The 14,158-nt window shown below is 44.1% G+C and carries 15 protein-coding genes; 10 read left to right on the top strand and 5 right to left on the bottom strand.

Going from position 1 to position 14,158, the window contains the following annotated elements:
• Position 1: 1 nt before the first annotated feature.
• Positions 2–850 (bottom strand): MurR/RpiR family transcriptional regulator, encoded by an 849-nt coding sequence (locus tag HKI82_RS01460; RefSeq protein WP_171136977.1) that lies wholly within the window; start codon positions 848–850, stop codon positions 2–4.
• A 238-nt stretch (positions 851–1,088) separates the two neighbouring features.
• Here HKI82_RS01460 and murQ point away from each other — a divergent pair, with 238 nt between their 5' ends.
• A complete protein-coding gene (gene murQ, locus HKI82_RS01455) occupies positions 1,089–1,991 on the top strand; it encodes an N-acetylmuramic acid 6-phosphate etherase (RefSeq protein WP_171136976.1) in 903 nt (300 codons plus the stop codon).
• Between the two features lie 27 nt (positions 1,992–2,018).
• A complete protein-coding gene (gene murP, locus HKI82_RS01450; protein WP_171136975.1) occupies positions 2,019–3,464 on the top strand; it encodes a PTS N-acetylmuramic acid transporter subunit IIBC in 1,446 nt (481 codons plus the stop codon).
• A 134-nt stretch (positions 3,465–3,598) separates the two neighbouring features.
• Here the strand turns inward: murP and HKI82_RS01445 are convergent, their stop codons facing one another.
• The gene (locus HKI82_RS01445; protein WP_171136974.1) at positions 3,599–4,756 is read right to left on the bottom strand and encodes an iron-containing alcohol dehydrogenase; all 1,158 of its coding nucleotides are present in this window, start codon (positions 4,754–4,756) and stop codon (positions 3,599–3,601) included.
• 426 nt (positions 4,757–5,182) lie between these two features.
• Between HKI82_RS01445 and cspE the strand changes: the two genes are divergently transcribed.
• From cspE to HKI82_RS01425, 4 genes are all read left to right on the top strand, one after another.
• On the top strand, positions 5,183–5,395 hold the full coding sequence (cspE, locus tag HKI82_RS01440; RefSeq protein WP_042479407.1) for a transcription antiterminator/RNA stability regulator CspE: 213 nt from the start codon (positions 5,183–5,185) through the stop codon (positions 5,393–5,395).
• 399 nt (positions 5,396–5,794) lie between these two features.
• A complete protein-coding gene (locus HKI82_RS01435; RefSeq protein ID WP_171136973.1) occupies positions 5,795–5,944 on the top strand; it encodes a hypothetical protein in 150 nt (49 codons plus the stop codon).
• A gap of 278 nt (positions 5,945–6,222) precedes the next feature.
• Complete coding sequence (locus HKI82_RS01430; protein WP_171136972.1) at positions 6,223–7,647, top strand: MATE family efflux transporter; 1,425 nt, start codon at positions 6,223–6,225, stop codon at positions 7,645–7,647.
• A 105-nt stretch (positions 7,648–7,752) separates the two neighbouring features.
• Complete coding sequence (locus HKI82_RS01425) at positions 7,753–8,658, top strand: hypothetical protein (protein ID WP_171136971.1); 906 nt, start codon at positions 7,753–7,755, stop codon at positions 8,656–8,658.
• A 7-nt stretch (positions 8,659–8,665) separates the two neighbouring features.
• On the opposite strand, the gene soxR is transcribed toward HKI82_RS01425, so the two are convergent.
• The gene (gene soxR / locus HKI82_RS01420) at positions 8,666–9,130 is read right to left on the bottom strand and encodes a redox-sensitive transcriptional activator SoxR (protein ID WP_171136970.1); all 465 of its coding nucleotides are present in this window, start codon (positions 9,128–9,130) and stop codon (positions 8,666–8,668) included.
• A gap of 116 nt (positions 9,131–9,246) precedes the next feature.
• On the opposite strand from soxR, the gene HKI82_RS01415 reads away from it, so the two are divergent.
• The 4 genes from HKI82_RS01415 to HKI82_RS01400 all read left to right on the top strand — a co-directional run bounded on the left by HKI82_RS01415 (position 9,247) and on the right by HKI82_RS01400 (position 11,975).
• Positions 9,247–10,449, top strand: a complete 1,203-nt coding sequence (locus HKI82_RS01415; RefSeq protein ID WP_171136969.1) for an MFS transporter — start codon at positions 9,247–9,249, stop codon at positions 10,447–10,449.
• A gap of 136 nt (positions 10,450–10,585) precedes the next feature.
• Positions 10,586–10,930 (top strand): hypothetical protein, encoded by a 345-nt coding sequence (locus HKI82_RS01410; RefSeq protein ID WP_171136968.1) that lies wholly within the window; start codon positions 10,586–10,588, stop codon positions 10,928–10,930.
• A 27-nt stretch (positions 10,931–10,957) separates the two neighbouring features.
• Positions 10,958–11,437: a P-loop nucleotide/nucleoside kinase family protein gene (locus tag HKI82_RS01405; protein WP_171136967.1), complete on the top strand. Its 480-nt coding sequence runs from the start codon at positions 10,958–10,960 to the stop codon at positions 11,435–11,437.
• Between the two features lie 196 nt (positions 11,438–11,633).
• Positions 11,634–11,975, top strand: a complete 342-nt coding sequence (locus tag HKI82_RS01400; RefSeq protein ID WP_171136966.1) for a hypothetical protein — start codon at positions 11,634–11,636, stop codon at positions 11,973–11,975.
• An 86-nt stretch (positions 11,976–12,061) separates the two neighbouring features.
• Here the strand turns inward: HKI82_RS01400 and HKI82_RS01395 are convergent, their stop codons facing one another.
• Positions 12,062–13,429 carry a heavy metal sensor histidine kinase gene (locus HKI82_RS01395; RefSeq protein ID WP_171136965.1) on the bottom strand — a complete coding sequence of 456 codons (1,368 nt, stop codon included), beginning with the start codon at positions 13,427–13,429 and terminating at the stop codon, positions 12,062–12,064.
• Complete coding sequence (locus HKI82_RS01390; RefSeq protein WP_171136964.1) at positions 13,422–14,114, bottom strand: heavy metal response regulator transcription factor; 693 nt, start codon at positions 14,112–14,114, stop codon at positions 13,422–13,424. Before HKI82_RS01390 ends, HKI82_RS01395 begins: the two co-directional genes overlap by 8 nt.
• Positions 14,115–14,158 lie beyond the last annotated feature (44 nt).

Here is a 14,158-nt window from a genome sequence, read left to right as displayed (position 1 = left end):
ATCAAAGAATCTGACGAATATCAGAAGAGATATCACTGATCATCTGTCGGGCACTTTCATCTCGAAGCTGAACCAGATAGATGAACAGAAGATCCGTAATCACGTTCTGCGCACTTCTAGATGCAATAGCCGAGCTACGGTTTTCCACTTCATCGGCTATCGTATCGAAGGTGATATCCGCGATGTGTCTGAGCTTACTTTTATTGGGTGAGCTCAGTGCTATTACTTTTGCGCCTTGTTCTTTGGCCGCTTCTGCTGCAACCAGAATTTCTTTGCGCTCTCCAGAAAAGGAGATGGCTATCTGCACATCTTTTTCTGTCAGGGTTCGAGCAACTGCAATCTGCACATGGCTGTCTTGTTCGGTTAAGGCTGTGATGCCCAATTTTAAGAGTTTATAGCCGAGATCTTTCGCCGTCAGGGCCGAACCACCAATACCGACAATTTGCACGGTACGAGCATCACTCAGCCATTGCGCAGCTTGATTACAGGCATCAAAAGAGAGTGCATTGGTGGTCTGAATCATGGCATCGGTTTTGGCTTTGATCAGCTTTTGTGCAATGACCGCAAGAGGGTCATCGGCAAATATCCCGCTGTGCAGCGGTGTCGAAGTAATTGCCTGCTTACGACCAATGTCTTCAGATAGTGCAAGTTTAAACTCACTGTATCCTTTGAAACCTAAGCGCTGAGTGAACTTAACGATCGTTGATTGGCTCACCTGTGCTTCATGAGCCACTTCTTGGCTCGTCATATATGCAGCTTTTGCGGCATTTTCAACAATCCAGTCAGCCACCAGACGACCACTTTGAGAAAGTTGACTGCGTTTCGCGATGATTTTATTGCTTACGGACATAACATAAACTCAATTATTTTGAATAAATTATTCCAAACTAGAAATAATACTGCTTGATTATATCTCTATGTTTTTATGTAAATATTTCCTATTTCAAAAACGGTTGACCATTGTTTTGACAGCAATTATTCCACAGTTTTACAGGTTAAAGAATAACCTTAACTGTGATTTTTGTCACCTTAAAGGAATATTTTATTCCATAGAATCCCCCTCAGATAATCCCATCGAGTAATGCCTAATGAAAATTGATTTAAGTCGATTGACTACTGAAAGCCGTAATCCAGCAAGCGCTGAGATTGATACCCTTTCAACCACAGAAATGCTGAAAGTGATTAACCAAGAAGACCAAAAAGTTGCGCTTGCAGTAGAAGCGGTACTTCCGCAGATTGCTCAAGCTGTAGATGCGATTACAGCAGCATTTGCCCAAGGCGGCAGACTGATCTACATGGGCGCGGGCACTTCAGGGCGCTTGGGTATTTTGGATGCGAGTGAATGTCCTCCGACTTACGGCACATCTCCGGATATGGTTGTCGGTCTGATTGCTGGCGGTCATCAAGCGATTCTAAAAGCAGTAGAAAACGCAGAAGACAACCGAGATTTAGCACAAAGTGATTTAAAAAATCTGAACTTAACCAACAAAGATGTGGTTGTTGGTATCGCCGCAAGTGGGCGTACGCCTTATGTATTGGGTGGTTTAGAGTACGCAACACAAGTTGGGGCAACCACAGTATCTGTGGCGTGTAATCCTGTGTGTGCAATGGCAGATGCGGCGCAAATTGCGATTCTTCCGATTGTTGGTGCAGAAGTGGTGACAGGCTCGTCACGCATGAAAGCGGGTACAGCGCAAAAGCTGGTGCTGAACATGCTGACAACAGGCGCGATGATTCGCAGCGGTAAAGTGTTTGGCAACCTGATGGTGGATGTGGAAGCAACCAACGCCAAACTGATTCAGCGCCAAACCAACATAGTGGTGGAAGCGACTGGCGCATCGAGTGAAGAAGCGGAAAAAGCACTCAACGAATGTGGTCGTCACTGTAAAACCGCCATTCTAATGATTCTTGCAGGGCTGGATGCCGAAAAGGCAGCCGCCAAACTTCAGCAGCACAAGGGTTTTATTCGCGCTGCACTTAACGATAAATAATCTTCTCTGCTAATTAAGGACTCTTTTATGGCAAAGATTACCGAAACAATGGTATCGCAGATCCTCTCTGCGGTGGGTGGTAGCAGTAATGTCAGCAACTGCGGCAACTGCATGACTCGTCTTCGTTTGACTCTGGCAAACAATGCGGTTGCTGAGCAAGCTGCGATTAAACAAATTCCGGGCGTGCTTGGTGTGGTGGAAAGTGATGAGCAATTCCAAATCATCCTTGGCCCTGGGAAAGCACAACAAGCGGCTGATTTGATGAATCAGCTGATTGACAGTTTAACCGCTGGCGGTGAAGCGCCAGCACATCAAGACTTATCTTCGATTGCGGCAGAGCAGAAGAAACAAGTTAAAAGTAAACAAACCAGTTCAGTGCAACGTTTTCTAAGCAAATTTGCGACTATTTTTACTCCACTGATCCCAGGTTTTATCGCAGCTGGCCTGCTGCTTGGCTTTGCGACTTTGTTAGAGCAAATCTTTGTTATTGGGCAAGAGCCTAGCCAGTTTATGGTCGACTTGATTGCCTATATGAAGGTGTTTGGTAAAGGTCTGTTTGCTTTCCTAAGTATTCTGATTGGTTACAACGCTCAGCAAGCTTTTGGTGGTTCAGGCGTCAACGGGGCGATTCTGGCTTCATTGTTTGTGTTGGGCTACAACCCAGAAGCGACTTCTGGCATTTATTCGGGAATGAGTGAGTTCTTCGGTTACACCATTGACCCGCGCGGCAACATCATCGGTGTTCTGCTGGCTGCAATTGTTGGTGCACAGGTTGAACGCAGAGTTCGTCGTTATATGCCTGATGATTTGGATATGATCCTAACTTCAGTAGTGACCCTGCTTATCATGGGTGTAGTAACTTATGTGGTGATCATGCCAATTGGTGGTGAGCTATTTAAAGGCATGTCTTGGTTATTCTTGAACCTGAATGACAACCCACTTGGCGCTGCAATTTTGGCGGGTCTGTTTCTGATATCAGTTGTGTTTGGTATTCACCAAGGCTTTGTGCCAGTGTACTTCGCGCTGATGGAAGCTCAGGGCTTTAACTCTCTGTTCCCGATTCTCGCAATGGCGGGTGGCGGTCAGGTTGGTGCAGCACTGGCTCTTTATGTGAAAGCGAAGAAAGAAGCGGTGCTACGTACTCAGATTAAAGGTGCGATTATCCCAGGCATCTTGGGTATCGGCGAACCGTTGATTTACGGTGTCACACTGCCTCGCGTGAAACCATTCGTGACAGCGTGTATTGGTGGTGCAGCAGGCGGCTTCTTCATTGGTTTGGTTTCTTACCTAGGATTACCTGTGGGCCTGAACACGGTATTTGGACCATCGGGTATTGTTGCGATTCCTCTGATGACCTCTCACCACGGCATTTTCACAGGCATGATGGTGTTCGTAACAGGTCTGGTAATCTCTTACATTGTCGGCTTCCTAAGCACATATTTCTTCGGTAGCAAAGACATCGATTTAAGCTGATTCATTCACCCCTATAGGAATGAAATAGCGGCGCCTTTGAGAAATCAAAGGCGCTTTTTTTATGCAGTAAAAAAGCGGCTTATGCCGCTTCTTTCTATTAAATCCCAATATCCCTTCTTCGAAGGGTGAACGTATTACAGTGCGAGCTTGAGGATCTCTACCACGTCATCGGGAGTAATGTCGCCGTGTTCACCGAGCGCTAACATGCCGTGTTCGATAAGTTTTTGCTTCACCGCTGGAATGGCCGATTCATCCAACCCGTAAGCAGAAAGCGTGGTTGGGTTGCCCATTAAGGTGAAGAACTGTTCTGTTTTTTGAATCGCAAGTTCGATTTGCTCGTCTTCACTACCGGCGGTGATATTTAGAACTCGTTTTGCGTATTGAAGCAGTTTGCCTCTCTTCTGCTCCTTTTTGTAGCGCCACAGTGAGGGCATTACAACTGCCAGTGTTTGCGCGTGATCTAAGCCGAATAGCGCCGTGAGTTCATGACCAATTGCGTGAGTAGCCCAGTCTGACGGAACGCCATTTTTCAATGTGCCGTTCAGAGCCATTGTCGCTGTCCACATTAGGTTGGCACGCACTTCGTAATCATTTGGCTTCTCCAGTGCTACCGGACCATCTTCGAGAATATTCAGTAGCAAGCTTTCAGCAAAACGGTCAGAGACTTTCGCGTTTACAGGGTAGGTCATGTACTGTTCCATGATGTGAACAAAACTGTCTACTGCACCATTTGCTATCTGGCGAGCTGGGAGAGAATAGGTCGTTTCTGGGTCGAGAATAGAGAACGCAGGGCGAACCAAATCAGAGCCGAAAGAGAGCTTGTCCTGAGTTGCGGCACGCGTTACCACACTGTTACGGTTCATCTCTGAACCCGTCGCCGGAAGCGTCAATACGCATCCTAATGGCAGTGCTTTCTTCACGCAGTTACCGCCGGTTGTAATGATGTCCCAGTAATCACCTTCATAACAGGCACCCGCAGCAATAAGCTTGCTACCGTCAATCACTGAACCGCCACCCACCGCAAGGATAAGGTCTACCTTCTCTTGTTTAGCCAGTTCAATCGCTTTGGTCAGCGTTTCATAATGTGGGTTTGGCTCAATACCGCTGAATTCAAATACGGTGCAATCTTTAAGTGCATCGATGACTTGGTCGTAAACACCGTTTTTCTTAATGCTGCCGCCACCATAGGTCATGAGAACTCGGCTGTTCGGTGCAATTTCTTGCTTTAGAGTCGCAATTTGACCTTTACCAAAGTGGACTTTAGTGGGGTTGAAGTAAGTAAAATTATTCATCTTGTTTGAACTCATTGAACGTGAAAATTGAAGCGAATTGCCTGTTCGACAAAATCTCTGAGTACCTGATTATACTCATTGAGCCAGTTTATTGGGTGTTTTTGTCAGTAATTTATGCTTAATTTTTATGGCGTCGATATAGGAAAGAACTGAGTAGCAGCATGGGCTGAAGAGTAATAATGAAGGAGAATATATATTTGAAGAAATAAATATATTTGAAATATATGAAAATAACGCTGTCTATTTAGCACACAAGGTGTATAGTAGCTGCAGCTCTTAAGCATGAGCTATTAATGAAACATTAAGTACAAGTCTCTTCTCAGTTCTCTTGCGATTTTCTCGTCATATTCCTGCGATAACTTTTCTTCATATTCCATAAAGTAGTTTTTGTTTACGACTTTTAATTAATTTTATCGAGGTATATATATGTCTAACCAAACAACTGGTTCTGTAAAGTGGTTCAACGAAACTAAAGGCTTTGGCTTTATCACTCCTGATAACGGCGGCGCTGATGTATTTGTTCACTTTAACGCTATCGCTGCTGAAGGCTTTAAAACGTTAAACGAAGGTCAAAAAGTTAGCTTCGTAATTGAGAAAGGCAACAAAGGCCCTCAAGCTGCTAACGTATCACCACTATAAGTTTTAAAGTAGGAGGTGTCGCCATCACCTCCTATTTCTTTCCCAAAGATCCCTTCCCCTTATTTAATTCCACTATCTGAAGTATTTTATGACTAGAAGAACAAGTCGCCAGCTTTACTGGTACTATAGCAAGCGCGATAAAAAATCCGCTAAGGATGCATATCCGTTTGTTTAAAATAGATTTTCACTTGCACCAAGAAAATGTACAGTGGTCTGCCAAGATCCATCAGCTCAATAGCGATGTGTTAAAGAGACACACTTTAATTAAGCTCCAAACATTCGAAGATGATCTTCACTTTTCATTTTGTGAAACAACAAATGAAGGTGAAATATTTTCTAGCCAAGGGCACCAATTAGGAACTTTTTTAGTTCACTAATTATTGATGAGCAAGAAGAAGCATGAATAAAAGCAAACAAACTAAGACAAAAGCTAAGAAAAAAATTCAAGAAGAATCCATTGTTGATAAAAAACCATCGCTAAATGAAACAAGAAGAAAAATTGAAGATATTTTGTTAGAAAGAGAACAAGAAAAATTGTTCAATCTTTAAATTTGCACATTATTACTGCTTCTTAAAACTGCCGCGTAAGTAGGATGGAATTCTATTGCTAAAACATTTATATGTTTTTAGTTCGAATGACATCGTCATGTATAAAAAATTGATATTCACTCTCCAGATTTCAATTTTTGCCCTATCTAGTGCCAAATCCCCTTAGTTTTCAATTCCAAGTATTACTAAAAACTCTTTATTCTTTTCCTTAATTTGTCCTTCTTGCCTCAATGTCGAGCTATGATAAACGTGACATGAATCGAAAAAGAGAGGTGAGCATGGCAAAAACACAACAGTTGATTGAAGGTCCTATCAATAAAGCGCTTTTGTCACTCGCCATTCCCATTGTTTTCGGACAACTTTTGCAGTCAGCCTATCAACTGACGGATGCTTTCTGGGTCGGCCGTTTGGGCGCTAACGAAGTGGCTGCCGTTTCAGTGAGTATGCCAGTCACTTTCCTTGTAATTGCATTAGGTGCCGGGCTTGCAATGGCTGGTGCGACTCTGACCGCTCAATACATGGGAGCAAGACAGTATGACAAGGTAAACCATGTTGCTGGGCAAACCATGTTGATGGTGTTTATTACCTCGGTTGTTTTGGGCTTTCTTGGCTATTTGCTTTCACCTTACTTCTTGAAGTTATTGGGTGTTGAAGAAGCGGTATACACCAATGCTCTCAGCTTTATGCGCATCTCTTTTGTTAGCGTGATTTTTGTCTTTGTCTACAACATGTTTCAAGCATTGATGCGAGGCATTGGGCAAGTCAAAGTGCCGCTCTATATCGTGTTTGGTACGGTGCTGCTTAACTTTGTGTTAGATCCATTGTTTATTTTTGGTATCGGCAGCTTCGATGGTTTAGGTGTATCGGGCGCGGCGCTGGCAACGCTTGTCACTCAAGCTCTTGCTGCTCTCACTGGTTTTTATATTCTTTCCAAAGGCAAACACGGCATTCATTTAACATGGCGAGATTTATCACCTGACTGGACCTACATCAAACGCGCCTTCTTTTTAGGTGCTCCGGGTTCGGTAGAGCTTTCAGCACGGGCGCTAGGGCTCATTACTATGTCATTTTTAGTAGCGAGTTTTGGAACTGTAACGATAGCCTCGTATGGGGTGGGTTCGAATATCCTCCAGTTGATCACGATCCCTGCAATGGGGTTAGCGATGGCCGTATCTACGCTTGTTGGACAAAACTTAGGTGCTAACCGTGTTGATCGTGCTGCGAAAATTACCGTTATTGGCTCGGTTTGGAGTTTTGTCATGTTGACGGTTATCGGTGTGTTTGCGTATTTATTAGCACCAAACGTGGTGAGATTTTTCATCCCCGACAATCCGCTAGTGGTTGAACAAGGTGCCGAGTTCCTCAAGGTAATGTGTTTATCTTGGGGCTTCATTGGTGTTCAGCTTTCGATCATGTCGGCGTTTCGTGCTTCGGGAAATATGACCAACAGTATGATCCTGTCTTTACTCACTCAGTGGGTGTTCCAGTTCCCTCTGGCCTATATTCTTTCTAAACATACCTACTTAGCTGAAAAGGGCATTTGGTGGTCTTTTGCTGTTACCAACATACTTGTCGCACTGGTCGCTGTGGCTTGGTATGCGCGTGGAAGCTGGAAGAAAACCCGTATTATTGAACAAGACGATATTGAAACGTTGGCAACTTCGGAAGAAGCACTGATCGAAGTAGGCGAAAGAAGAGCTTAATCGTTTGTCAGCATTGGCTTAATCAGCCTACATACATTAGAGTTTACTGTTTTGTTAGTGGTAATCTAGCGGTGTATTTCCTCACCTATAAGTTACTGCTTTCTCATGCAAAAAATTATCCCAGCTCTGGCTTTATCGCTGTTGCTTTCAGCCTGTGGTGGCGAAGAGTCAGACTCTCCAGATACAAATACTTCCGAGATAACTTCCGCCTTTGCAACGGATGTTGTGGATAGCATGACTAAAGCGAACCAAGCTACCTTGTTAAACGCTTCTGCAGATGCCAGTTGGTCGAAAACGGGACATATTACTCAAGGGCTACCTAGAGGGGATGCAGCGCCAAGCTGGTGGGCAAATTCCATCCTTGATGACAGCTTAAAAACAGCCGATTCTTGGAATGCGCTGACTGGCTGGTTTACGGTTTTTGAATCTAACACTAATGTCGACCAAAACGTGAAGGTCTATTACAGCGATTTTGAAATTTGGTTGTTGAAAGGCAGTGATGTCAGCCATGCTAAATGGGAGCAATTGACTGTTACGCCAACCACTTGGGCATCATATTACGACTCCGATATTGTGACTTGGCTGGGCAGTGCGCTACCTGATGACAGTTCTGGCTATTACGAGTTTCAGCATCCGGATATCTTGCATGGTGGAAGCAGTAAAGTCGCTTTCGATGGGAATAATGTGCTTGGTGTATTTGTACGCACCCAAGCCTGGCTTGATAGTGCCGATGCGGATGCCGAACTGCTGATGAGTATTGGTGTTGATTACTATCCAACGTCGACCAGCTCTGTTCCGAAAGGGGATTTTGCGGATGCAAATTATCTTCCTGGAGCGGGTAGCAGCCGATTTGTCTATCTCACAACAGAACCCAAATGGTTCACGATGGCAAACGTCGCTGACGATGCGTTGGTCAATGTCGATAAATCCAGCCCATTTGTCCAAAGTGGCGGCAAGGCCTATTTAACCATTGAAGAATGGATGAACAATCATCCACCCCTTGATGAATAAATCGCTATCAGTTTGGTGTCTCTACTTCACCAGACCACTCTTCAGGATTGGTCAGGCGAGTTTTGTCTTCAAAGATTTCTGCTCGAATATCCTGCGGGTTGTAAATGACGCACGGCTCCATCGACAAACAACCGCAACCAATGCAGCCACCAAGATCGTTTTTCAACGCTTGTAACTGTTGAATACGGTGCTCGAGCATCGCACTCCAACTCGAAGCCATTTGCTCCCACTGTTGACGGCTGGGTGCCTGATGCTTCGGCAAATCTGCCAATGAGGCAGAGATCTCTTCTAACGTCAGTCCGACCATCTGCGCCGCTTTAATCACGGCGATTCTTCGCAGAACATTTCTATGATATCGGCGTTGGTTACCTTGATTACGCCAACTGAAGATCAGCCCTTTTTGTTCGTAGAAGTGCAGAGTGGAAACATTTACTCCAGATCGTTTAGCCACTTCACCGACAGTCATTTCCATATATAACTCTCCATTTGCTCTCGCTATTTATCTAAATTATAGGCAAATAACGCTTTACCTAAAGTTAACTTGAGGTATTAGCCTGACTGCAAATTAATAGCAGATGGAATAGAAATATGGAAGCAACAGAAAAAACGCGTGCCAACGCTTATCTAACAGGGCGCTTCTTTGATGGTGTATCGTCAGGGCTGTTTATGATGGCGTTACCTTGGGCCATGCTGTCAACTCCCAACATGGGGGCATTCGTCGCGATAGTGGCGTTGGCATGTACGGCAGTTTCGTTTTTCCTAACACCGATTTTTTCCACCTTGATTGACCGACATTCGAGAAAGCAGTTACTGGTAGTCGTACAGTTTGTGCAAGCAGGGACGGCTGCCTTTGTTGCGGTGTTTTATGGGGCTGGATACGAGTCGCATTGGCTACTTGCGGCTGCGCAGTTGGTGTTTTGGGCGTCCAGTAATCTAGCTTGGGCAACCAATAATGCGTTTACTCAGGAAAATTTCCATCAGCATGAATATGCGGTCATTTCCGGCAAACAGGAAGTGATTATGCAGGGAACGACGTTAGGTTCTGGTGCATTAGGCGTTGTATTACTCGAAATGTGGGGAATGCTGGAGTTTTCTGTATTCGCGGCAATAGCATCTGCTATCGCGAGTATTAGCTACATATTGACGCCTTATCGCCGACAATTGCGACAGTCTAGTTCTGTGTCGTTTGTTGGACAAATGAAAGAGAGCCGAGACATTTTTACTCAAAGACCCCATTTTTACGCCTTTTTAATGCTCTCTGCGTTGAGTTACCCCATTCTGACCTTCCTGACTAAGCTGGTGCCGATTTGGTTTGCTGAAACGGGTATCTCTGGCGACTGGTTTGCTGGGTATAACATCGCGTTTGGTATGGGATCGTTAATCACGGGTTTGATGGTTGGCAGACTGTTAGGGCTGGGCTCTCATCAGGGAATCATGATTGGCGCAATGGGTCTGGCTGCGCTCATGCTTGTTGGAATGAGCATGTCACCGACACCGCTAGTATTACTGATATTCACCTTTTTCTTTGGCACTTTTAACGCATTAAATAGAATCGCTCGGACAAACTGGATGCATCACAGTATCAGCATTCACCAACGTGGCCGAGCGGATGGTGGCTTGCAAATGTTTGCGACCCTAGCACAAAGCATTAGCTACGTAGCGATTGCGTTTTTGAGCCACTTTGGTGTGACTCAACTAGGATTTTTTATCGCGGCTGTCGTCATGATCTTAGCGGTATTGATAATGATGCGTTTGAACAGAGGGGCAGAGTTAGCTTTCAGCGCAGTCTAGTGGAATACAGTACTACATCTTAGAGATGTAAAGCGCTAAACGCTGCAAATCCGCTTATTGTGTTACGTAAGTGGACTTTTTGCTCTAGAACCGCGCCTATACTTACATTCGGGTGCACATAATCTGGGGTTCTAGTATGAGCTTACAACTCGCTTTCTTGCTTACCTTCATCGCTGGCGGGGTATCCGTATGGCTCTTGATGAGAGTTTCCAAAGAGTCTGAACGCGAAAGAATGGCTGTCATCAATAACAAAATTCGTTCGATTGGCGGAAGCATCGTTGGTATTGATTTGATAAAACGCTCACGTTGTCCTTTTAGTTCTGAATATCAAGACCCTGATTTTGTTTATAAATTCTATAAAATTACCTACGATATCGAGCTGGAAATAAAAGAGTGTTGGGCTGTTTTGGAGATGAAACAACGCCGCTATGGACCCGGAAGTGCTATTCATTCGAACTGGATATGGCGAGATTTAGCATAACTTGCCGTACTGAACTAAAGAGAAATTATGAGCAAAATCTATTTTGTATGCGGCTTCATTGGAGCAGGCAAGACCACTTATTCCAAACAGCTTGCTGAAGTTCATGGTGCCTTTCGCTTTTCAATTGATGAATGGATGATTCCTCTATACGGCGAACATATGGAGCGGGAAGTCTTTGATCGTCGCTTAGCGACACTGAAGGAATTATTTAAGAGCTCCGCGATGCAGCTATTTTCGCTTGGTGTACCCGTGATTTTCGATTTCGGTTTTTGGCGTAAAACTGATCGCAGTAGCTTTATCGAGTGGGCATCGAGCCTAGGGGTTGAGAACGAAATGCACTATTTGGATGTTCCCTTTGAGGTATGTAAACAAAGAGCGACCGCCCGTAACTCGGAGTTGCAAGGTAAGTCTTACGAAATGACGCCGGAGATGTTGGATTTATTCTGGTCTTGGTTTGAAATTCCGACACCGGATGAAGATGTTGTTTGGGTTCATCGAGAGAATTAACCTCGTTTATCACAGCTGTGATTTGTATCCAGATTAACCAATCATCAAGTTCTGAATTCCTTTGGGGTTCTAGAACTAAGTTTTTGAGCCTCTAAAGATGAACATGACAAAATTGTCATCATCACTGCCCAGTTACTGACAGAAACAGAAGTATAAGATGAGTGTCAGTTAAAAAGACTATGGGCAGGAAAAAGTTATGACGGTTAAAAACAAAAGCAACCCTCGCCATTCAAATCATGGAGGGCATAAAGGGCATGGTTGGATGATGCTGGTATGCGTATTAGTGATGTTGGGTGTCGTTTTCTTGAGTTATTCCGATTCGACGGATGTGTTTAGTTTTGCCTTGATGGGTTCAGCATTAATTCCTCTGATTTTATGTTTGCTTGTGCATGGACTGATGATGAAGTTCATGATGTCAGATTGTTCAAAAGATAAAGGCTCCGATAGTGAGAGTGAGCTTAACAACAGTGAGCAAAATACTATTCAACGAGAAAAATCAGAGCTAAAAACTGACAGTAGCAGGTCGTTTAATGCCTGATTTGTAGAAGCACAAATATTCTGTTATCAGGTAAAAGGGCATGAATGGCGTTACCATTCATGCCTTAAGGTTTCCTTGAGTAGAGCCTATTGGTCCAAAGATCTTGCGCAAGGCAAGGTTATTGTGAACTCAGTATGCTGGTCTTTCGATGTCACACTGATGGCACCATTATAGGCTTGGACAATCGATTGAGTGATTGATAGTCCTAACCCCGCACCGACACTCCCGACATGCTGGCGAGATTTATCTATTCTGTAAAAACGGTCGAAAAGATACGCGATGTTTTCCTCAGGGATAGTGTCGCCTTGGTTAACCACAGAGATCGTTATCTGCTCGTCGAGTTCTTGCACTTGAACTTGTATGGTCGATTCAACATAGGCGTGTCTAATCGCATTAGAAAGTAAGTTGCCCATTGCTCGCTCAAACATGTTTTTATCCATGTAGAGTCTCCCTTCTCCTGAGTTCACTAGCTTAACTGAGGCGTCGTCAGCCAATATTTCGTAGTAGTCAATCAGATGGGAGAGTTCTTTTCCCGCATCAAGCACTTCATCATTACGATGAATCAATTTGTTCTCGGCCTTAGCGATGTAAAGCAGGTCGTTGATGGTTTTTGTGATTCGATTTAGCTCTTCCAGAGTGGAAGCAATGGCCTCTTGATATTCTTTCGGCGTGCGACATGCACCAAGAATGACTTGGTTTTGCGTCGTAATATTCGTTAGTGGCGTTTTCAATTCATGAGCAATATCTGAAGAGAGCTCACTTAATCGTCTGAACCCCATTTGTAGCCTGTCTAACATCGCATTATGTGTGTTTGCCAGACCTCGCAGTTCACTCGGCAGTGATTCTAGCTTAATACGAATATCCAACTGTTCTGGAGAGACTTGTTGAATATGTTCATTGAGTATCGCGATAGGCTTAAGGCCTCGATGCACGATCAGGCTGCTAAATGCGGATGAAATGAGAAAAGTAAAACCGAGTGACCAAAAAAGAATCCAGTTCAGTTTGTCTAAAAACACAAGATGATGATTAATACTCAATCCAAGCACGACTAAATAATTGCCCGTATTGAACGCAAATGCACGAAGCGCGAGGGAGTCTTCATCCCATTCGATGGCATTGCTTGGGTTATAGGCTTGTGGTGAATTCGGGATGAGAGGCTGTGTTTTCGGGAGGGTCAAATTCGAATTTTGATAAATGATATTTTCATTTTCAAACACCCACATCAGAAGAGGGCTGTTATTCGATTGTTCGAATAGGGCTTGTGGGGACTGATTAATTTCTCTGTCGATAGCATTGAATTTACTGGAGACATAGCTGAAATCTTGATTATAGAAATGACGCTCTATTGCGTATTGCAGTACCAATGCGAATGAAAAATAAGTCACTAAAGTTGTGCCGATAAACATCAATACAAGCTTATTTCTCATCGAAAAAGGTTGTGACAGTTTAAGCATTATCAGCATCTTCCAGTTTGTAGCCCATGCCTCGGACGGTGTGAATAAGTGGCCTGTCAAATGGCTTGTCTACTTTATTCCGCAGACGTTTGATAGCAACATCGATAACATTAGTGTCACTGTCGAAATTCATATCCCAGACAAGTGAGGCAATGGTTGTGCGTGACAGTACCTGACCTTGTTTTCGCATCAACAGTTCGAGCAGCGTAAATTCTTTCGCTGTTAGCGACATTGAATACCCTGAGCGCGTGGCGACTCTTTTCACCATGTCGAGTTCTAGATCTGCCACACGGAGCGTTTGGGAGGTGTTGGTCGAGGGAGAGCTTACATGATGACGGAATACATTTTGGATTCTCGCCAGTAGTTCAGCAAATGCATAAGGTTTTACTACGTAATCATTCGCGCCCAATTCAAAACCACGTACACGGTCTTCAACCTGCTCTTTGGCTGTGAGCATGATAACGGGCGTATAAATTTCACTGTTACGTAGAGTATTAAGAACCTGCCAGCCGTCCAGTTTAGGTAGCATGATATCGAGCAGAATTAGGTCGTACTCTTCACTTGTTGCTTGGTAAAGTCCGTCAACACCGTTGTGCACTAAATCCACAATGTATCCCGATTCAATTAGCCCTTTTTGCAGGTACTCTCCAGCTTTGCGTTCATCTTCAACTATTAATAATTTCAAGCGTAATCACCTATTTTGTTGGGTGGTACAAGATCGAAAAAAGA

It is taken from the genome of Vibrio plantisponsor (genome assembly GCF_013041605.1).
Taxonomy (GTDB): domain Bacteria; phylum Pseudomonadota; class Gammaproteobacteria; order Enterobacterales; family Vibrionaceae; genus Vibrio; species Vibrio plantisponsor.
Note: the sequence above shows the minus strand (reverse complement) of the source record. Positions and strands in the feature narration are given on the sequence as shown.